The sequence below is a fragment of the Fictibacillus sp. b24 genome (assembly GCF_030348825.1).
Classification (GTDB): Bacteria; Bacillota; Bacilli; order Bacillales; family Fictibacillaceae; genus Fictibacillus.
Genome location: NZ_JAUCES010000005.1, coordinates 2,664,186 through 2,683,643 on the forward strand (window position 1 = coordinate 2,664,186; position 19,458 = coordinate 2,683,643).

At 39.6% G+C, this 19,458-nt stretch carries 24 protein-coding genes and 1 other annotated feature (1 of these 25 cut by a window edge); of the genes, 8 read left to right on the forward strand and 16 right to left on the reverse strand.

Features of this window, described 5'->3' with window-relative positions; translation table 11 throughout:
- Window positions 1–96: 96 nt before the first annotated feature.
- Window positions 97–543, reverse strand: coding sequence for a MarR family winged helix-turn-helix transcriptional regulator (locus QUF49_RS13780; RefSeq protein WP_289496199.1), 447 nt, complete (start codon window positions 541–543; stop codon window positions 97–99).
- A gap of 155 nt (window positions 544–698) precedes the next feature.
- Here QUF49_RS13780 and QUF49_RS13785 point away from each other — a divergent pair, with 155 nt between their 5' ends.
- The 4 genes from QUF49_RS13785 to QUF49_RS13800 all read left to right on the forward strand — a co-directional run bounded on the left by QUF49_RS13785 (window position 699) and on the right by QUF49_RS13800 (window position 5,642).
- On the forward strand, window positions 699–1,121 hold the full coding sequence (locus tag QUF49_RS13785; protein ID WP_289496200.1) for an organic hydroperoxide resistance protein: 423 nt from the start codon (window positions 699–701) through the stop codon (window positions 1,119–1,121).
- Between the two features lie 231 nt (window positions 1,122–1,352).
- On the forward strand, window positions 1,353–2,729 hold the full coding sequence (locus QUF49_RS13790) for a sigma-54 interaction domain-containing protein (RefSeq protein WP_289496201.1): 1,377 nt from the start codon (window positions 1,353–1,355) through the stop codon (window positions 2,727–2,729).
- 85 nt (window positions 2,730–2,814) lie between these two features.
- Complete coding sequence (locus QUF49_RS13795; protein WP_289496202.1) at window positions 2,815–4,158, forward strand: aspartate aminotransferase family protein; 1,344 nt, start codon at window positions 2,815–2,817, stop codon at window positions 4,156–4,158.
- A gap of 44 nt (window positions 4,159–4,202) precedes the next feature.
- Complete coding sequence (locus QUF49_RS13800) at window positions 4,203–5,642, forward strand: sodium:solute symporter (protein WP_289496203.1); 1,440 nt, start codon at window positions 4,203–4,205, stop codon at window positions 5,640–5,642.
- A 229-nt stretch (window positions 5,643–5,871) separates the two neighbouring features.
- Here the strand turns inward: QUF49_RS13800 and QUF49_RS13805 are convergent, their stop codons facing one another.
- From QUF49_RS13805 to QUF49_RS13820, 4 genes are all read right to left on the reverse strand, one after another.
- Window positions 5,872–6,345 carry a hypothetical protein gene (locus QUF49_RS13805; RefSeq protein ID WP_289496204.1) on the reverse strand — a complete coding sequence of 158 codons (474 nt, stop codon included), beginning with the start codon at window positions 6,343–6,345 and terminating at the stop codon, window positions 5,872–5,874.
- A 58-nt stretch (window positions 6,346–6,403) separates the two neighbouring features.
- The gene (locus QUF49_RS13810; protein ID WP_289496205.1) at window positions 6,404–6,685 is read right to left on the reverse strand and encodes a hypothetical protein; all 282 of its coding nucleotides are present in this window, start codon (window positions 6,683–6,685) and stop codon (window positions 6,404–6,406) included.
- A 306-nt stretch (window positions 6,686–6,991) separates the two neighbouring features.
- Window positions 6,992–7,318, reverse strand: a complete 327-nt coding sequence (locus tag QUF49_RS13815; RefSeq protein ID WP_289496206.1) for a hypothetical protein — start codon at window positions 7,316–7,318, stop codon at window positions 6,992–6,994.
- Between the two features lie 121 nt (window positions 7,319–7,439).
- Complete coding sequence (locus tag QUF49_RS13820) at window positions 7,440–7,934, reverse strand: competence protein ComK (RefSeq protein ID WP_289496207.1); 495 nt, start codon at window positions 7,932–7,934, stop codon at window positions 7,440–7,442.
- 273 nt (window positions 7,935–8,207) lie between these two features.
- Here QUF49_RS13820 and QUF49_RS13825 point away from each other — a divergent pair, with 273 nt between their 5' ends.
- Both QUF49_RS13825 and cphA read left to right on the forward strand, forming a co-directional pair.
- On the forward strand, window positions 8,208–9,002 hold the full coding sequence (locus QUF49_RS13825) for a cyanophycinase (RefSeq protein WP_289496208.1): 795 nt from the start codon (window positions 8,208–8,210) through the stop codon (window positions 9,000–9,002).
- A 15-nt stretch (window positions 9,003–9,017) separates the two neighbouring features.
- Window positions 9,018–11,645 carry a cyanophycin synthetase gene (gene cphA, locus QUF49_RS13830; RefSeq protein ID WP_289496209.1) on the forward strand — a complete coding sequence of 876 codons (2,628 nt, stop codon included), beginning with the start codon at window positions 9,018–9,020 and terminating at the stop codon, window positions 11,643–11,645.
- A gap of 41 nt (window positions 11,646–11,686) precedes the next feature.
- Here cphA and QUF49_RS13835 read toward each other — a convergent pair whose 3' ends face one another.
- From QUF49_RS13835 to QUF49_RS13850, 4 genes are all read right to left on the reverse strand, one after another.
- Window positions 11,687–12,436: a hypothetical protein gene (locus QUF49_RS13835; RefSeq protein WP_289496210.1), complete on the reverse strand. Its 750-nt coding sequence runs from the start codon at window positions 12,434–12,436 to the stop codon at window positions 11,687–11,689.
- Between the two features lie 3 nt (window positions 12,437–12,439).
- On the reverse strand, window positions 12,440–12,892 hold the full coding sequence (locus QUF49_RS13840; protein WP_289496211.1) for a hypothetical protein: 453 nt from the start codon (window positions 12,890–12,892) through the stop codon (window positions 12,440–12,442).
- Window positions 12,893–13,315: 423 nt separating this feature from the next.
- Entirely contained in the window at window positions 13,316–13,711 is a 396-nt protein-coding gene (locus tag QUF49_RS13845; protein WP_289496212.1) for a hypothetical protein, read from the reverse strand.
- Window positions 13,712–13,839: 128 nt separating this feature from the next.
- Window positions 13,840–13,992, reverse strand: coding sequence for a DUF3934 family protein (locus tag QUF49_RS13850; protein WP_289496213.1), 153 nt, complete (start codon window positions 13,990–13,992; stop codon window positions 13,840–13,842).
- 266 nt (window positions 13,993–14,258) lie between these two features.
- Between QUF49_RS13850 and QUF49_RS13855 the strand changes: the two genes are divergently transcribed.
- Window positions 14,259–15,209, forward strand: a complete 951-nt coding sequence (locus QUF49_RS13855; protein ID WP_289496214.1) for a nuclease-related domain-containing protein — start codon at window positions 14,259–14,261, stop codon at window positions 15,207–15,209.
- Here the strand turns inward: QUF49_RS13855 and QUF49_RS13860 are convergent.
- The 5 genes from QUF49_RS13860 to QUF49_RS13880 are packed head-to-tail and all read right to left on the reverse strand — an operon-like array spanning window position 15,202 to window position 17,299.
- On the reverse strand, window positions 15,202–15,582 hold the full coding sequence (locus tag QUF49_RS13860) for a hypothetical protein (RefSeq protein WP_289496216.1): 381 nt from the start codon (window positions 15,580–15,582) through the stop codon (window positions 15,202–15,204). The two genes, QUF49_RS13855 and QUF49_RS13860, sit on opposite strands and share 8 nt — an antisense overlap.
- Complete coding sequence (locus QUF49_RS13865; protein WP_289496217.1) at window positions 15,582–16,148, reverse strand: GNAT family N-acetyltransferase; 567 nt, start codon at window positions 16,146–16,148, stop codon at window positions 15,582–15,584. Before QUF49_RS13865 ends, QUF49_RS13860 begins: the two co-directional genes overlap by 1 nt.
- Before the next feature lie 48 nt (window positions 16,149–16,196).
- Complete coding sequence (locus QUF49_RS13870) at window positions 16,197–16,787, reverse strand: DUF3658 domain-containing protein (protein ID WP_353958326.1); 591 nt, start codon at window positions 16,785–16,787, stop codon at window positions 16,197–16,199.
- The gene (locus QUF49_RS13875; protein ID WP_289496219.1) at window positions 16,703–17,035 is read right to left on the reverse strand and encodes a DUF1835 domain-containing protein; all 333 of its coding nucleotides are present in this window, start codon (window positions 17,033–17,035) and stop codon (window positions 16,703–16,705) included. Before QUF49_RS13875 ends, QUF49_RS13870 begins: the two co-directional genes overlap by 85 nt.
- Before the next feature lie 18 nt (window positions 17,036–17,053).
- Window positions 17,054–17,299, reverse strand: a complete 246-nt coding sequence (locus tag QUF49_RS13880) for a hypothetical protein (RefSeq protein ID WP_289496220.1) — start codon at window positions 17,297–17,299, stop codon at window positions 17,054–17,056.
- A gap of 292 nt (window positions 17,300–17,591) precedes the next feature.
- Here QUF49_RS13880 and QUF49_RS13885 point away from each other — a divergent pair, with 292 nt between their 5' ends.
- Window positions 17,592–17,963, forward strand: coding sequence for a cyclic-phosphate processing receiver domain-containing protein (locus QUF49_RS13885; protein WP_289496221.1), 372 nt, complete (start codon window positions 17,592–17,594; stop codon window positions 17,961–17,963).
- A gap of 33 nt (window positions 17,964–17,996) precedes the next feature.
- Here QUF49_RS13885 and QUF49_RS13890 read toward each other — a convergent pair whose 3' ends face one another.
- Both QUF49_RS13890 and QUF49_RS13895 read right to left on the reverse strand, forming a co-directional pair.
- Window positions 17,997–18,800 carry a protein phosphatase 2C domain-containing protein gene (locus QUF49_RS13890; protein WP_353958308.1) on the reverse strand — a complete coding sequence of 268 codons (804 nt, stop codon included), beginning with the start codon at window positions 18,798–18,800 and terminating at the stop codon, window positions 17,997–17,999.
- On the reverse strand, window positions 18,787–19,248 hold the full coding sequence (locus QUF49_RS13895) for an HIT family protein (protein WP_289496222.1): 462 nt from the start codon (window positions 19,246–19,248) through the stop codon (window positions 18,787–18,789). Before QUF49_RS13895 ends, QUF49_RS13890 begins: the two co-directional genes overlap by 14 nt.
- A 40-nt stretch (window positions 19,249–19,288) precedes the next feature.
- Window positions 19,289–19,458 (reverse strand) — a binding site (T-box leader); it runs 57 nt beyond the window's last position.

Below are 19,458 nucleotides of genomic sequence, written 5' to 3' on the forward strand. Positions count from 1 at the left end.
CTGTGTGAGTTTTTCTTTATTGTTCATTTGTAACTCTTAATGTATTCATGTAAGAACAAGAAAAGCGCTTAGATTTGTTTCTCTAAGCGCTTTTCTTTATTCTGAATTTGATTGATTTTGCAGCAGATCCAACATTGATGTGAGTGTTTTATTTAAAAGCGTTAATTCTTCTCTTTTCATCGAGATATTTTCAACAAGCTGACTCGGAATACACTCCGCTTTTTCTTTTAAAGTTTCCCCTTTTTCTGTTAATGAGATAATGACACTTCTTTCATCTTCAGCTGACCGCTTTCTTTCCACTAATCCGTTTGATTCCATTCGTTTCAGCATCGGAGTAAGTGTGCCAGAATCTAAAAACAAGCGCTGTCCTAATTCTTTTACGGTGAGCGAATGTTTTTCCCATAATAGAAGCAATACTAAATATTGAGGATACGTAACGTCTAATTCTTTAAGTAGATCGCGATACAGTTTCGTAATTTCTCGTTCTGCTGTATAAATCTTAAAACAGATTTGATTCTCTAGTTTTAGTAGATCGTTATTCATAACAATTCCTTTCTCATACATCATCTAATTTATTATAACACAATTTAATTTTGCGCAATTAAATCATTTGACATCAATTTATGTGTGCGTTATGATTATCACGAAATATTTATATTGTGCACAATTAAATTTTACACAAACAAGGAGTGTTACAAATGGAAGCATTATACACAGCAAAAGCAACGGCAGAGGGTGGAAGAGCTGGTACGGTAAAGAGTGACGATGGTGTGTTAAACCACGAGTTGGCAATGCCAACAGCACTTGGAGGATCTGGAAATGAGAACGCAACAAACCCTGAACAGCTATTTGCAGCAGGATATGCAGCTTGCTTTGATTCAGCCCTTAACTTAGTTGCCCGACAAGCTAAAAAACGAATTCAATCAAAAGTGGCAGCAGAGGTATCAATCGGGAAAGATACTGATGGCGGATTTAAACTAGCTGTTGTATTAAATGTTGGGGTTAATGGAGTAAGTCAGGAAGAAGCAGAAGAACTAGTGAAGACTGCACACGGTGTTTGTCCGTATTCTAAAGCAACAAGCGGAAATATTGATGTCGAATTGAAAACAGAATTGTTTTAGTCTCTCTAAGGACCAGTAACATGGTCCTTTTTTTATTTACCTCTGTCTTTGACCTTGCCAGCTCATTTCCCCAAATGAGTCACGTCCATTCCCTATAACCAGTACATTTATTTTAAAAATAATTCCTTTAGCCAGTATCCAACTTTCAAATCTCATTATATAATTATTCAGAAATAAATAATTATTCAGAAATGGATATTTTTAAGAGATAACTGAAAAGGACTGATCATTATGAACCCCACTGACACTTGGAACGAGAATGAACAGATTCTTCATTCCTTAAAAGATGATATTTTAGTAACGAATGTTGATGGAATAATCCTGAAGGTTAGTGAAGTAACCGGTAAAATTTATGGTGTAGACTCAGAAAGTTTAATCGGAAAATCCGTCTATGATCTTGAAGCACAAGGTTTGTTTACCCCTATCCTTACTCCAATGGTGGTCAAAGAAAATAAGAAAATCACCTTTGTCCAAACGACAAACAAAGGAAAGAAACTGCTCGTTACTGGCATTCCCGTTTATAACGAAAAAGGCGAATTATACAGAATTGTCAGCTACTCACACGATATTACGGAACTCGCTGAATACAAAGATTTTTTGATTACGATGGAAGAAGAAATGCAGCGAGTAAAAACAGAGCTCGGTCTTTTAAGAAGCAAGCAGCTGCATGATGCTGGAATCATTGCCAACAGCGAAGATATGAAAAAAGTGGTCTCCACAGCACTTCAATTATCGGAAGTGGATGTAAATGCGTTAATCCTCGGTGAATCTGGCGTTGGAAAATCGCTATTAGCTAAATTTATACATAATAAAAGCCACCGTGCTAAAGGTCCGTTTATTGAAGTAAACTGCGGTGCTATTCCAGATTCACTATTCGAAGCTGAATTATTCGGATATGAAGCTGGTGCTTTTACGGGAGCTCATACAAAAGGGAAAGTAGGACTTATTGAACTTTCAAACGGAGGCACACTTTTTTTAGACGAGATTGGAGAACTCCCCCTTTCACATCAAGTAAAGGTGTTAAAAGTCATTCAAGAAAAGCAGTTCTATCGTGTAGGTGGAACGAAGCCGATAAAAGTTGATTTTCGTTTAATATCAGCTACCAATAAAGACCTCAAAAAAGCGATACAAGATAAACAGTTCCGAGAAGACCTTTATTTTCGCTTAAACGTTGTTCCAGTTACCATTCCTCCTCTTCGCTCAAGAACGGAGGACATCGTACCGCTCATACATATGCTGCTTGAGCAATTTGAGAAGAAATATAACAGAAGCAAGAAGTTGGATGAGGCTGTCATCCATCATCTTCTTCATTACGAATGGCGAGGAAATGTACGAGAATTGATTAATATTATGGAACGATTAGTCGTAATCTCTCCTTCTACTCTTATTACGGTTGAACAGCTTCCTGATCATTTAAAAGAAGAGATATCTCCTCCCACTCCCTCTTTAGATGAAGCTCAGACGCTTAAAGAAATCATGGAGAAAACGGAGCGACAAGTGTTATTAAATGCCCGAAAAAAATACAAAACGACTGTACGCATGGCAGAAGCACTTGGCACAAGTCAGCCTTCTATTGTGAGAAAAATGAAAAAATATCAGATTATTTAGTTTTTTGGCACAGTACTTGCATGGATATTCCGTATAGAAAGTTTTTATACAACCTGAGAATGGAATATCAAGGAGGTTAATACTTGTGTCAACAAACAACTGGAGCAACCTAGTAACCGAAATGCCTGACCTATTAGCACCAAGTATGGCAAAAGATCACCCAAACTTGCCTGTCGTAAAAGCTGAAGGCTGCTACTATTATGGACTCGATGGTAAGCAATATCTTGATTTTACTTCTGGTATCGCAACGGCCAATACTGGCCATCGTCACCCAAAAGTGGTTCAAGCCATAAAGAATGCAGCTGACCATCTTATGCACGGTCCTTCAGGAGTCATCATGTATGAATCGATCCTGAAACTGTCAAAAGAATTAGCAAATGTTCTGCCTGGTAATTTAGATTGCTTCTTTTTTGCAAACAGCGGCACAGAAGCGATTGAAGGAGCTCTTAAACTAGCAAAGCATGTAACAAAAAGACCCTATGTCATCTCTTTCACGGGCTGTTTTCACGGTCGTTCTCTTGGGGCATTGAGCGTTACCACATCTAAGAGCAAATACCGTAAGTTCCTTCAGCCAAATGGTCTTGCGTATCAAGTTCCTTATGCAGATGTGAAGAGCGCGCCGGATGGTGTTGACCCTGAAACCTATGTGATTGAGAAGCTTGAGCGCGATTTCGAATCACTTTTTAATCATCAAGTAACGCCTGAAGAAGTGGCTTGTATGATCGTAGAACCTGTTTTAGGTGAAGGCGGTTATATTGTTCCTCCAAGTGGTTGGTTGAAGAAAATTAGAGAAATATGTGACGAACATGGCATTCTCCTTATTTTTGATGAAGTGCAAACAGGTTTTGGTCGAACGGGAGAATGGTTTGCAGCCCAAACCTTTGGTGTGACTCCTGACATTATGGCAATTGCTAAAGGAATTGCGTCTGGACTTCCTTTAAGTGCTACTGTTGCTTCTAAAGAATTGATGAAACAATGGCCGCTTGGCAGTCATGGAACCACATTTGGCGGTAACCCTATCGCCTGTGAAGCCGCACTCGCAACGTTAGAGGTATTAAAAGAGGAACGCCTTGTAGAAAACGCCAAGAACATGGGAGCTTATGCTTATGAGAAACTTCTGAAGTTGAAGGACGATCATCCTGTGATCGGAAGCATCCGAGCAGTTGGTCTTATGATCGGCATCGAAATCGTTGACCCCAATACTCGCAAGCCTGATGGAAATGCTCTCATGACGATTTTGGACAAGTGTTTAGAAAAAGGCGTTCTTTTCTATCTATGCGGAAATCATGGAGAAGTCATTCGTATGATTCCTCCACTTACGGTCAGTTCAGAACAAATTGACCATGGACTTGCTATCCTTGAAGAATCTCTTTATGAATATCAAGCTGAACTTTCATCACAATTGAGCGAACAGTTCCAAAATGCTTAAATCTGCATCGCCTATTTTCTTAAATAAAAAGGAGGTTTTATACCATGCAAACACTTGATACGGTTATTATCCTATTATATTTTGCTGTATTGATTGGGGCGGGAATTATTGGTTCAACGAAAGCAAAAACATCTGAGGACTTTACACTTGCAGGAAGAAATCTCGGTATGTTCATGTATCTTGGCTGTTTGTCTGCCGTTATTCTAGGCGGTGCAGCAACGATTGGAACAACAAAGCTTGGGTATCAGTACGGAATATCCGGAATCTGGTTCGTATCGATGATTGGTTTAGGCATTATACTTCTTGGTACTATTTTTATTAAAAAGATTGATTCACTAAAAGTTACGACAATTAGTGAGTTATTAGGAAAACGATACAAATCGGAAACACGCCTTTTAAGTGCGATCGTTGCAGCCATCTACACCCTCATGATCGCGGTTACTCAAGTAATTGGGATGGGAACCATTATTAACGTTCTTTTAGGCTGGGGCATCACCACCTCCATGCTTGTTGGTGGCGGCATCGTACTGTTTTATACCATTCTTGGTGGAATGTGGAGTGTTACCGTTACAGACATTATTCAATTTGTTGTAATGACGATTGGGATCTTCTTCATCATGGTTCCTATGAGTCTTTCAAAAGTAGATGGCTTAGGAAATCTATTATCTGAACTGCCGCAATCTCACTTAGATTTCACTGGAATTGGTTATCAGCAGATCTTTCAGTACTTCCTGCTGTTTGCACTTGGGATGGTCGTTTCGCAAGATATTTGGCAGCGTGTGTTTACTGCAAAGTCTAGTAAAATTGCAAGAAATGGTTCAATCTTTGCAGGCGTGTATAGCTTTGCTTATGCGATTGCGGGAAGCATCATTGGAATGTGTGCGTTTCTTGTGTTGCCAGCATTAGATAATCCGCAAAACACGTTTGCAGAGATGGCTCTCACTATTCTGCCAACAGGAATCTTAGGTCTCGTATTGGCTAGTGTATGTTCTGCTTTAATGTCCACAGCTTCTGGATCGTTGCTTGCATCTTCAACATTGATTACGAACGACATTTTAAAGCAATATTTTTTAAAGAATCCTTCCGATAAACAAATGATAAGAGCATCTAGAATCACGACACTCTTGATCGGGTTAATTGCGATTACTTTTTCCATATGGATTCAGGATGTTCTCGTAGCACTTGATGTGGCTTACGCGATTCTCTCTGGAGCGATATTTATCCCGCTTGTTATGACGTTCTTTTGGAAACGTGCAACACCTAGTTCTGGGTTTTATGCCATCTTAATTTCAACCATTGTTGTTTTGGCTGGTTTATTTTTCGAAGGACTAACAGCTACAAATCCAATTCTTTACGGAATGTCTGCAGGGCTGATAAGTATAGTGGGAATCTCTCTATTCACTGCCTCTCCTTCTGAGTTTGATACACCATTTGATGAGGATGCAGAAGACGAAGACGTTGAAGAAGAGAGAAAACAAGCGTAAAAGAGCAAAATCATTGCCGTTTTGAGTTTCATAAGTTGGCCCAACTTAAACCATGCAGGGTATTATATCCATTAATTCCGGAAACTTTCGGGTTAATTCCGGAAATATTGGATTTATTCCCGCGAGATCGGACTATAATCCCGCGAGTTTTGGTTATAATTTCCGCGAGTCGGTATCACCGGAGCTCAATTCACGCAAAATAAAAAAGTCTTCCACTCAGGAAGGCTTTTTATTTTACTTCAAGAGCAAATGCATACTGTGCATCTCCATCAGAAACATCTTTTTCTTTTTCAGACATCCACCAAACACTATAACCGTATATGTAAGTTCCTTCTTCTAAAGGGGCTTTAAAGTGGTTATTGTTCATTTTTACTTTAGTTTCCTGATTATCTTTAAACTGTGAAATATGAACCTCGTTTGGTTTACGGCTGAAATTCAATTCAACAGAGATCTCTTCTCCAGGTTTTACCTGTATAGGCTCTTCCCCGCTTACAAGATCAACAGGACCAGCTGTATCTGCACACACAGCTGAGGAATTTGATTTCCAGCAATAAGATCCAAGTTTCGTTTCGTATTTTTTATCTCCAATGTGAACAAAAGCAGCCGGTGGTTGTTTTCCTGTCATACTAGTTGTATTGCCATCTGAACAACCTGCCAATATTATGACCATCACCCACCTTAAAAAAGCTGTAAATCTTTTCATGTAATTGCCTCCTTTTTTATACAGTCGATAAATGAGGAAGCAAAGTTACCATTGCCTGTTATTTACCACCAATACCTAGAGATAAGAGTAATAATCCAAATATGGAGATAACGGCCATTAATAAAATAACAAACAATCCGAAAAATTTAGCTTTTCCACTTTCCTTTTTTACAATGGCTACAATACTGAGAATTACCCCAATAAAATAGAGCATTATGCCGCCGAATAGAAAAATCGCTACCTGCTGTGCGACTTGATCACGAACAATAAAAGGCCAAGCTGTTACTACAATACCTGCTATACAAAACCATAAAGATAAACGACCAAAACGTAATTTCAATTCCCTGGCACACTCCTGTTCAAGTTCTTCTAAAGAAGTTCATTAACCATTGTTGCCATTTTTATATAAAAAATCAACTGTGATGCTTTATATTCGTTTTTAAATTAAAAGTCTATTGAAAAAGTAATGGAGATTAATGAGACAAAGCAAAAATCAAACCTACAAATTAAGAAAGATCAATAAAGGACCATTGAAACAAACTAGCGTCCCTAAAGAAACGTTTATGTTTTCCATTCCCTCCTCTTATGTACTTGCGGCTCGTAGAAAAACAATAAATAAAGAGAAGAGAACTAAAAAAACGGCTTTTTACTTTGCATCTAATAACTTCTCAAGCCGCTCGATTTTTTTCGTCAAATCTTCAATCTGCTCCTGCATTTTTTCTGTTTCTTGATCTTTTTCATAGTCATCTTTTTGAGAAATATAATCATCCTGAACATCCTGGTTCAGTTGAATGACAGCACCTATTGTTGCTAGACCATCCCCTACAACGGTTAATATACCGCCAATTATTCCGAGTATTGTACCTGTGTTATCAGGGGGTTGGTATTGAAAGCCGTTTGAAGGATCAGAATCAGAAGATGAAGTCATGGAATAATTTTGCGGCACAACAAACGGGTTTCTGTTCTTTTTCATTCTTATTCCCCCCTTAATTACTGGCCTACATATCATCTATCATATGTAAATCACTGACAAAAGGTAAACGCCCGAGCGCAAAAATTTGCATCGGGCGTTTTTCTGCTATTCTATTGCTCTCTTAATATCTCGTAATTCGTTCACTGACCCTTTCACTAAGGATGTATCGGTACTGTGCGGTTCGAAAAAGCTTTGCCTCTAATGCATATTTAGATTGGGGTAATATCAGATTTGCGGTGTTTTTAAAATGGACACTGCACGTGTCTGAATCTATTGAATCAATCCTTTGAACATGTGATTGGGATAACCAGATACACGTTTCATTTTTAGGAGATTCTACAGGAAAAAAGAAAATGCCTAGTTCGAGGTTGATCATGATTGGGGATAAACTCACATAGCCCATCGAGCGTCGAACGGCTTCTCGCCGGCCTTCATAACTCGACCCAAAGAACAAACAGCTTTCATTAATAATTTTGATTGGACTGAGCGAAACTCTTTCGTTTTTCTCAGTTTCTAAGATTTCGGTTTGTACTTCGCCATATTCATTGTAAAAAGGTAAAAGCGCCATCGTACTCGTATTGATTTCGTAAGAACGAAGAAGTAATGTTTTTTCCATTAATACATCCTCCCTTTTCATCTATAAATAATTCCCTAGCTCCTCCCTCTTCACAAAATACCGAAAGTAAAATACTTCCAATGGGTAAATTATACTAATTATTCCGACAATTATCTATATTTTTTTACAAAAAATTTAACTATTTAAATAATTCATAAATTAATTCCTCAAATAGGTTTGAACGCTGGCGAATTGTGGAATATATAACAGGGCGAAATGGACGATCATTTCGACCAATTTTTCCTACTACTTAATATAAGAGGCTGATGAAAGATGGCAAAAGGTGATCTATTGATCATTGGTGGCAATGAGGACAAAAACGATAAGAAAACAATCTTATCCCGATTCTCTGCCTTATGTAAAAATCGTCAAGGACCGATTGGAATCTTGACAACAGCATCCGGCTATCCGGAAGAAGTGGGCAGTGAATATTATCAATTGTTTCAAGCATTACATGGTACTAAGCCACTGCTTTTCCATTTAGATTCCCGTGAAAAAGCGGAAGACCCTGAATTACCTGAACAGCTCTCTTCCCTATCAGGTCTGTTTATGACAGGTGGCGACCAGTTAAGGTTGACTAGCATCTTGGGTGGAACAACGTTTTATAAACACCTCTTTCAAGAATGGAAAGGCGGATTGACCATCGGTGGAACAAGTGCCGGTGCTGCTGTCATGAGCAGATTAATGATCATCTCTTCCAAACTATTTGAAAAAGAGGATGTTTCAGTCCTTGAAATGGGTTCAGGCTTTGGTTTTTTAGAAGACGTTATTATTGACCAGCACTTTTCTCAGCGTGACCGTTTTAGCAGACTCATGCGAGCTATTGCGTTAAATCCTCAGATCATTGGCATCGGTATCGATGAAAACACGGCAATCTGGGTGCATAACGACGGCAAGCAGTTTGAAGTAATCGGCGAATACAACGTGAGCATTTTTGACGGCAAGACATCAACATATGTAGACGTTGCTGAGAACAAAGGAAACATGACCATTTCCGATATCCGCTTCCATACACTTGGTGCGGGTGCTGTTTTCGATTTACACAAACGAGAATTAATCATCACTTAAGGAGCGAGCGTCTTAATGAAAATCAATCGCGTTAATTACTTAACGGGCCCAAATCTTTACAGCTTCAAACCAACTATTTGGATTGAACTTGATATAGAAGAATTTGAAGAAAAACCATCAAACCTGTTACCTGGTTTTACAGATAAATTATTACAAGTCATCCCTACCCTCCATACTCATACATGTTCGAGAGGCTATGCTGGCGGATTTGTAGAACGCCTTCATGAAGGTACGTGGATTGGACATATTTTAGAGCACATCGCACTTGAAATTCAGCATCTAGCAGGCATTTATGTCAAGCGCGGCAAAACCATTACGAGTGAACGAACAGGGATTTATTTTGTAACATACGATTATGTGGAACCAAAGTCTGGCTATTATGCATTCGAAGCTGCACTTGAGATTGTAACCGCTATTTTAGAAGGAAATGAAATTAGTGCGGAACCTTACGTCAAGCACACTTCTGACCTTTACCATATGCATAAACTTGGTCCGAGTACAGAAGCGATCTATGAAGCTGCGCGAAAACGCAAGATACCAGTAGAACGCATTGGAACAAACAGTTATTTAAGGCTTGGAACGGGTAAAAAGCAAAAATCCGTTCAAGCAACGATTTCTTCCCAAACGTCCTATCTCGCTGTCGAGAATTCATGCGATAAAGACATGACCAAGACTTTAGTAAAAGGTGCTGGTCTCCCTGTACCTTCAGGAGATGTCGTGTCTAATGAGTATGAACTGCTTCAGTCTGCTGAGAAAATCGGTTATCCGCTTGTGATCAAACCTCTTAACGGCAGACAAGGGCAAAACATCGTTACAAATATACAAAATGACACAGATTTAATTGCTGCTTTTCGCTGTGTGTACAGTGAAGGCACTTCCTATATTTTAGAGCGTTATTATGCAGGGAACGATTATCGCTTGTTTGTTGTAAATAACGAGCTCGTTGCGGCTAGTCTCCGTCTGCCTCCTTTCGTTATAGGAGATGGATATAAAACGATTGGTGAACTGATTGATGAAGAAAACCTGAACCCAGTTCGCGGTGAAGGACATGAAAAAGCCATGAGCAAGATTCCGCTGGATGAGCGTACAGTCGTCCACCTAGAAAAAAGCGGATACTCTCTTCAATCTGTACTGAAAAAAGGAGAGTCCGTTGAAGTACTTGGCAACGCCAACCTGTCTACAGGCGGCTCAGCCATTGATGTAACAGATGAAGTTCATCCTGATTATCGTAAGATGGCAATTGAAGCAGCGGCATCTATTGGATTGGATATTGCAGGCATCGACATCCTTTCTACAGATGTTACCGTTCCTTTTGTTGAAGGTGAAGCTGCCATTCTTGAAGTGAACGCTGCTCCTGGCATCCGTATGCATCTTTACCCATCTCAAGGAAAAAGCCGTGACGCAGGTGGAGCAATTGTAGACTATTTATTTTCTTCGCGTGAAGAAGCTGCGATTCCCGTTGTTGCTGTAACGGGAACAAACGGAAAAACAACAACAACACGTCTCGTTTCACATCTTTTACAAAAAGAAAACGTGACAGTCGGGTTTACCTGCTCAGATGGTGTTTGGGTAGGTGACCAGCAGCTAGACGCTGGTGATTGCAGCGGACCAAGAAGTGCTCGCAAAGTGTTGTCTCATCCTTCTGTTGATGTGGCCGTGTTGGAAACAGCCCGAGGCGGCATGCTTCGCGAAGGACTTGCTTTCCGTTATTGCAACGTTGGAATTGTAACAAATGTCAGTGAAGACCACCTCGGATTGAATGGCGTAGAAACACTAGATGCTTTGAAGCGACTAAAGCAGACTGTAGCTGAAGTTGTTCTTCCTGAAGGCACGTGTGTATTGAATGCCGACGATCCTCGATGTGTAGATATGGCGAACCACACAAATGGTGAAGTAATCTTCTTCTCATTAACAATGATGAATCCTGTTATTCAGGATCAATTGAAAAAAGGTCGGAAGGTTTGGTACCTTGAGGACGATTGGGTCGTGTTCAGCGAGAATGGAAAAGCTGAAAGATTCCTTCCTGTCTCTCACATTCCGATCACGATAAATGGTGCTGCTCGTCACAACATCGCAAACGTTCTAGGTGCACTCGCTGCTGCTCATTCTCTGGGAAGACCTTTGTCAGAGTTAAGAAGCAAAGTGATTACGTTCCTTTCGACTGAAAATCAAAATCGGGGACGTTTTAATGTGGTCAACATTCATGACCGTACCATTGTAATTGATTATGCACATAATCCTGCTGGTCTTAAAGCATTGTTTGAAACCGTTGACCATTTAAAGAGTGGTCGTGTGATAACCGTCGGATCGGCAGCTGGTGACAGACAAGACCATACGATACAAGAGATGGGCCGCATTTTCGGCACTCACTCAGATATCTTCATCATCAAAGAGGATGTAAATTTGAGAGGTCGCATTCCAGGGGAAACCGTTCATCTTCTTTATACAGGTGTAAAGGAAGCGAACGGCACCACTTCTGTTTCGGTGTACCCGAAAGAAGCAGAGGCGATGATTCAAGCATGGGAATGTTCAGAGCCGGGCGACACACTCGTCTTTTTATATGATGAATACACATCCATTCAAGGAATTCTTCAAAAGATCAGAAACTCCAAAGCAGTCGGTGTCCTGCAGAAGGCAGAATAAAGAAAAGGTGCGGTTTCCCTTAGCGGGAGCTGCACCTTTTTTTATTCTTTAGATTCTAGTTCTTGTTCCTCTAACAATGTAATGGGGTCGTAGTTTCCTCCACTGGAAAATCCACCGCCATTAATAGAACGTTTTGAAAAGATGTCTTCATCGGTTTCTTTTTGAAACACAGGCTGCCATGCAAAGGTAAATTGTTGATTAGGGTCCATTTCCAAGAACATGTCACTCATGCTGTCGGTTTTTTGTACGCTGTTGGCAAAATGGATGATTGAAACCCAATCCTTTGGAAGTTTATCAATTCCATAAGACGTTTGTGAATCTTTTACTTTTTTCATTAACTGCACTTTAGGATAATAATACTCAATTCCCTGCGTGACCTCGTATCCTCGATTACGCAGTAAGTAGAATTGAGCAGACTGAAATTGATCATCAGGATGAAAATTCCAAACTATCTTATAGAATGAAGGATCATCACTATCAATCTTCCAAAGGATAGGCTGGCCAACTGAATTCACAGCCTCTAGCTCCCATTTCCGTTTTTTCCAAACAAAAAAACTCGTACCATAATCGTTATCTTTAGAGATATACGGAACAAACAGATGACGTTCGTCTACTAAAATCGCATCTTGAACCTTAGCAATCTCTGCTTCTTCATACGCTCTATCAATTTGCTTCATCAGTTCCCCGTGACTCGGAGTCGTGTTTGGCTCTGAATAATAATACCAATAAACAAATCCCCCAACCATTAACAGAATCGTGATCAGCAGCAAGAAAAGTAGTTTTTTGTTCATCCGTTATTCCAACCCTTCTACAAACGAAACATCTGAGCGAAAATAATACTGTTTTTTCTGTGTAGTCAACAGAAGACCTTTTCCATCTTTTTCAACAAAAAGGGTTGTGTGTAAGCCGCTTCCCCACTTCGGTTCTGTTCCTACAATCTGATACGGAAACTTTTCCTTTCGTTCTTGTTGCGGCACATCAATATTTACGATCTCGTTGTACCATCCTTGGCTGTCGATTGGTTTCGCAATCATTTTGGATAGCTGTTGTTTAAACACTTCTTGATCTAATGTGCTTTCTTTTGCCCCGGTGTGAAGTGGAAAAAGACGTGCTTGATCTGTTTTTGCTATATAAGTTGACAGCTTCTTATCAGGATATATTGCTTGATCCAATGGTATCGCAGCAAAAGTAGCTGCGAGAAGAATGAAATTGGCGAAGAAACCGAGCCATGCGAACCGACGATACATTACCCATTTCTCCACTTTATTACGAAACACAAAATACAAAATACATACCCCTAATGGGAGGATTGGAATTTGGACAAAAGTAGAAAAAAGAGTGAGATCAAATGAAAAACAAAATAAGCCAACGAACAAAATGAGCAGTACTTTCCATATCTTAGGCTTAACTTCTAGCTTTTTATAAAAACGAAACGTTAGGATACCAATAATGATATAGGCTATGCTGTCCATTAGAACAGCAGGAAAATGATTAAGGAAACTAAATGTGATGATGCTCAACACTCCCTTTTCAGTCAAACTATCTATATACCAAACTATGTATGGAATTCAATTTAATAACAATTATGACATAGTGTTCTATACTCGACTATACCTCAAAATGAAAAAGCTCAACAGGCGTTATGCTAGTTGAGCTTTCCATCCATCATATTATTTTAGTGTTTTAACAATGATTGCTTGTGACGCACTTTTGATAAGACAGCCTTCTAAATCTTCTTCTTTTAATAAGCCCAGCGTGATGGCGGACTTTACCTTCTCCTCGTCCGGTTTGGGTACGTGATGAATGAGGTCGGTCATGTTCAGTTCCGTGAGCCGGTGCACCGTCTTTTCATCGTGAAGTTTTTCAGATTTCCGAATCTGCCTTTGCAGCTTATAGTTGTTAACAGAGACTTCTCCTTTTTGATTGGGACCGACTAGGTTGTCAAAATAAATGTGAAACACTTTTTTTAGTTCATCCAGTTCCTTTTCCAGCTCTTTCTTCTTTTCGTTAAGAGTGTTGTATTTGATGATCAGGTCTTCTGAAATGGTATAGTTTTGAGTCGTCACAGCTCGTCCCCCTGTTATGAATTGATAGTTCATCTTATGGCGGGAGTGAGTGGATTATGCCATGACAAAAGCCACCTTTTCATGTGGAAAGGCGGCTCGTTTGTCGTCGCAATTATTAGCGGCGATATCTATTTCGTTTCATTTTCGCTCTCAGGCTTATTTTTCCCCTTGCTTACATAAGGTTTTGGACCCTTTTTCTTGCTGCTCGATTTCCAGCGGTTCCAGCCCTTTTTCCCCGTGCCCTGGCCAACCCCACTTTTCTTGCCTTTTGCTTTACTCATCTTATCACTCCATGAAATTCAGTAATTTGAATTATACTACATTAGCGGGAAAAATGTTAATGTTGATAAAATTGTATTTTGTGTTGATATTCCACAATTTTACGTTGATATAGTTGCCATTTTGGTTGATATCCCTATTGATCTTGTTGATATAGTATTATTTGTGCTTAGTTTTTAAGTCATTTCCTATTTTGACGTCCTTCAATTTTTGTTTAATAATACATTTTAAATTGAGAGGAGTGTTTTTCATCGAAAACCAACTTAATATGCCGATTTTTATACAAAAATTAGAAGCTTTATTAAGGAGGGTATCACCTACACATCCTAATCGAGTAAAAATAGCTGAGGATTTGGCCAAAAGTAAGTCAGGTATCACTGGTGAGAGATCCTTACAATACTTTTATAGGTATTTACCTCAAGATAAAGTTAGGTTTTTACACCATATTAGAATTTCACATATGGATTATTATTTTCAGGTTGATACACTTTTACTTACTAACAAGTTTCTACTACTTCTTGAGATCAAAAATTATGCAGGTCATCTATACTTTGATGAGAAGCATGGCCAGCTCATTCGCACGCTCAACAACAAACGAGATATCTTCGAAGATCCCCTTCTTCAAGCTAAAAGACAAGCTTTTCATCTTTCTAAAATCATAAATAAACATAAATATCCGAGCATACCGATTGAGACAATGGTTGTGTTTACACATCCGAAAGCATATATAGAGTGTTCTCCGACCTATAAAGAAGCCATGAAAAGAGTAATAAAGAGCTCAAAGTTAGAAGAAAAATTTGTTGAGTTTAGCTCAAAATATAAACAAGAACTTTTTTCTGTAAAAGAGGTTAAAAAAATGAGTAGATTATTAAATAAATTACATGAACCCTATGATCCAAATATTTGTGTGAGATATGGAATCGGATTAAATGAATTGATTAACGGAGTCATCTGTCCTCAATGTGAAGATGGGATGTATGTGATTAAACAGTTATCTAAATGGCGGTGTGAAAGGTGCGGTGTGATTTCAAATGAAGTTCTTATTCACGCGTTAAGAGATTATGCGCTACTCGTTTCTACAACAATTACAAATAAGTCATGTCAATCTTATCTGAACATAAGTCCAAGACAATCTCAATATTTGCTAAAAGCACTTCAAATTCCGTTTTACGGCTCTAATAAAGGAAGAACCTACCACCTTGACTCTCTCATCACTTAATCAAAGCTTTCAATTTTTGGCCATCTGCTGCATTCAACTTTCCGTATTGATTAACAGAATCCACAATTTCCGCATTCATATCATCATGAAACCAAATTTTATATTCTTCCAATCTCTCAGGCATATTCGGATCATACAGATAGAACAAGGTTAACATCATATCTTCTTTTCGCGACATCTCCACTTTTGCGTTTTCCCACTTCACTGTTTCTAATAGCACACCAATCGATTTCACCTGATTCTCATCTGTTATTATTCCATCATCACCTGGTCGCATCTCAACCATTTCATAATCAACACGGACCAGCTTTTCATCCTCGTTGCATCCAGCTAAACTCATCACAAGAAAGAGCACGACCAGCCATTTTTTCATCAGTCAGCTGGATTAATGATCGCCATCTGCTGGTGATCTTCCCACTTGCCGTTGATCTTCACGTTTTTGCGTGCTAGTCCCTCTTTTTCGAAACCAGCTTTCTCCAAAACGCGAATGGAACCGATGTTGTGTGGCATAACACCTGCCTCAACTCGGTGCAGCTTCAGCTCATCGAACCCATACTTCACAATAAGTCGAACCGCTTCTGTCGTGTAGCCTTTTCCATTATGCTTCTTATCCAAAAAGTAACCTACAAACGCACTCTGGATGGACCCACGCATCACCGCGAACAGATTAATCGTTCCAATGAGTAGATCGTCATCTGTTGTAAAAATACCAAAATAGTAATCTAAGTCTTGTTTTGCATTCTCCACCAGCATCTGTATACGCTTCTGCTGGTTTTTTAAGGTATAAAAATCATCACTGCGTTCCATTGCAAACTGACTAAAAAAATCCCTGTTTTCCAATTGAAGGCTTACCATTGCCTCAGCGTCCTCAACTGTCAGCGGCCTGATATAAATATTCTCGCTAGATAATTTAACATTCGTTTCCATACTTTGATTCATACTCAATTCTCTCCATTTCTATGTAAAGAAAGCGACATCTCTACCCTTTTATTTTTTGGCTAGCCTCACACTATAATTCCTCATGCCCACTAGATTTCCTTCATATTCATATATACCTTGGTTGATCAATTCCAATAACCGATATTGTATAAATTCATCACCGACATATTGTTCAAGATGTCCGATAACATCCCCGATGAGGCGTGCTGATTTCTTAAATTCATCATCATATTTCCATTCGAAACGTCTAGCCGTATTGATGATAAAAGGGTCTAGATGATTAACACTAACACTCCTGATTTCCCCGTTCTCCCACAGCCTCAACACTTCATTTGAATTGCTCAAAGACTCCCATTCTTTTACGAGTTGTTTCTTATAAACGAAGGAGATCCGTTCGTCATTTCTCGTTTTTTCTAAAATGACTTGCAGCTCTTTTGGCGGTATCTCGCCGGTATGCTGGGAAACATAATAGATTTCAGGATGTTTGCAATATTTGTCGTAGCTCTCATTCGTGTTCACCACTAGGATAGGGTTCGGCCGATTTTCAAGCAGCTTCAGCACAAACCTGATACCAGTCTGTTCAGATGCATTGTCCGCTGTCCATACGGTAATTTCAGCATGATTGGGAATTTCGTTAATTTCACGAAGAGTTTCTCTGAACTGCTCTTCATATTTACTATCGTAATAAAATCAAATTCGTCTTTTGGCATATGTTTCTTAAACCAGTTCACTCGGGCTACTAAACCCGCCTCCGTCTCCAACTGAAAAACAGGACCCACTGCGAACTGATCGGAAAAACCAATCACTTTATCGTTTTTGCCCTTCTTCTTAAGCGTCCATTTCAACCCTCCAGCAGCAGACTCTCCAAATAGAATATGAACGGTCATTTTTCCAGCTCCTCAACCTCATTTTTTCGGTGAGGTATCTTTTTCGTTCCCTCGTTTAAAATTCCCTGTTACTTTGGCCAAAATTAGTTGAACGTCTTTCTCGGTTGAAGCTTGGTCAATTCGATTGATTATTTTCTCCGCTTCTTTTCCTTTTAAAACCATGACCTGTTTACCTTGATATTCAATAAAAACGGTGTTATTTTTCGTTATGCGATACGTAAAAACTTCTTCATCCAGCCGTTTACGTTTATCAGTGTTTCCCATCAAGCCACCCCTTTTTAAAATCCACACTTAACACTTACACATTTATTTAAAATTTCCTTGTATGTTCGGAAGGAAAAAGCGATTATATAAAGAATTTAATCCTTTAATAATTAAATACGAAAAATACTATTTTCTACAAAAATTGTTAAAATACTCTATCACTGACTTTTTTGATACTATTCCACTGCGAACAGCAAGAATAGCCATAGTATGTTATAATTAATATATTAAAATAACTTAGGGCTCGCGACTTTTCTTAGTCACCCTCCGTTTATGGAAGGGAGTGCAAGAAATGGAGAAAATCAGCGTATTTATGGATGATTACCGTAGCCCGCCTGAAGGTTACGTTTACGTCGAAACGATAGATGAATGTATGGAATTGTTAAGAACTCGGGACATCGAACATTTATCGCTTGATCACGATCTGCTCAGCAATACCAGAAATGGTCTCATGCTCGTTCAGATGATGGTCGATGAACAACTGTTTGCCAATCGCATCACCATTCACTCTGCCAATTCAGTAGGCGGAAAAAACATGTACAACTGCCTCAAACAAGCTCAAAAAGACCTCATCATGCCTCACACAATCATCGTTTCCTTACGTCCACTGCCGCTCAAGTATTTTCCGCCAAGAGTACTTCAACACTACTTAAATATTAAATAGGTCCCTGCACGAGATTTACCGGAGGGAACAGCTTTACACATCACTTGGCATACTGGCTGTTTCCTCTATTTCGACAGACCACGCAATGATTGTTGTGCTGTCTCTTACACCGTTATCTTTTACTTCAGACAAAAGCTTTCCTACCCCAACTTCAATTCCCTTTTCAAAAAGTACTGTCTGTATAGTCTCCGGATCCTCAAAAGGAACACCTGGACATTCTGTTAAGCCGTCAGTTGTCATGAATACGTGGTTCAACCCCTGTCTCATTTCTTTTTTACCCGTGCTATAACAGGGAACCGGAAGTTCAAACGTGTTCACTTCACCAACCCATTCGTAAAAACTTCTCTGTACAAGCTGTCTCTCTCCAAGCGCGATCAGTTCTGGATGAAATAAATGGACTATACAATCTCCAACGGAAAACCACCACAAATATTTCTCTTTTCGTACCACGATCAGACAAGCGGTTTCACCAGTTGTTTTGCGGCATGCCTCCATAAACTCTGGCTCTTGAAAAATGTCGAGTATGAGACAGTCCATCCTTTTTAGCGCTGGACCAGCAGATTGGGCCAAAGCACTCGTAATGTTTTTCTTCATCTTTTCAAAGTGGCCAACTACTAACTCAACACTTTGAGCAGTCTTGTGACCATCGAGAACCATGGTGAATTCCCAGTTCTCCTCTTCATTCGTCCAAACTAAGCATCCGTCTTCGTTCTTGTACGAACCTGCAGCAGTGTTACCGCCAAACCTTCCAAGTGTAACTCTACCAACCTTCACCACATCTAATTCATCCACAAAAGTCTTTTCACTGCCAATCCATTTAAGTTCATGATGCATCATACGAATCCTCCTCCAAGAACCTCTTAACTTGTTCGCACACTTGCACGATCTCTTCGTTCATCCCAAACGGAGCATCCGGCCAGTCGTATACTTCGTTCGGTCCCCAATATTCCGCAGGTGTTTTCGGATAACGCGGTACAATATGCATGTGCAGATGAGGAACTGAATTTCCGGAAACTAGCGCATAAATGTGTTCAGCACCCTGTGTTTCCTTAACCGCTTTACTCACCCTCGCCATGATCTGGCCGAATGCACTCGCCTCATCAGGTGTCATGTCCCCAATCGATGATGCGTGACGCTTAAGATCGATCATGATATGTCCCAAGTAAGACGGTCTTCCACCTTTATCAATATGACTTACATAGACTAGATCATCTTCATAAATCTTGATTCCAGCCGTATCAATGCTTCCTTGATGCTTATTGCAAATAAAACAATCCTCACTCATGGTCATCTCTCCCCAAAAAAATAAAAAGCCCATCATCTCGTAAAGAGACGATAGGCTGTTCCTAACGTGGTACCACTCTTCTTGGTTTGCTGCACATTAAAAAGCAAACCTTCTCAAGACCTTATTACGGAGGTGAACCGTCCAGACTTAACTCTCAGCCTGGCCGCTCCTAGGCGAGTTCAGGATTTCCGTTGACTGCTTTTCACCCAT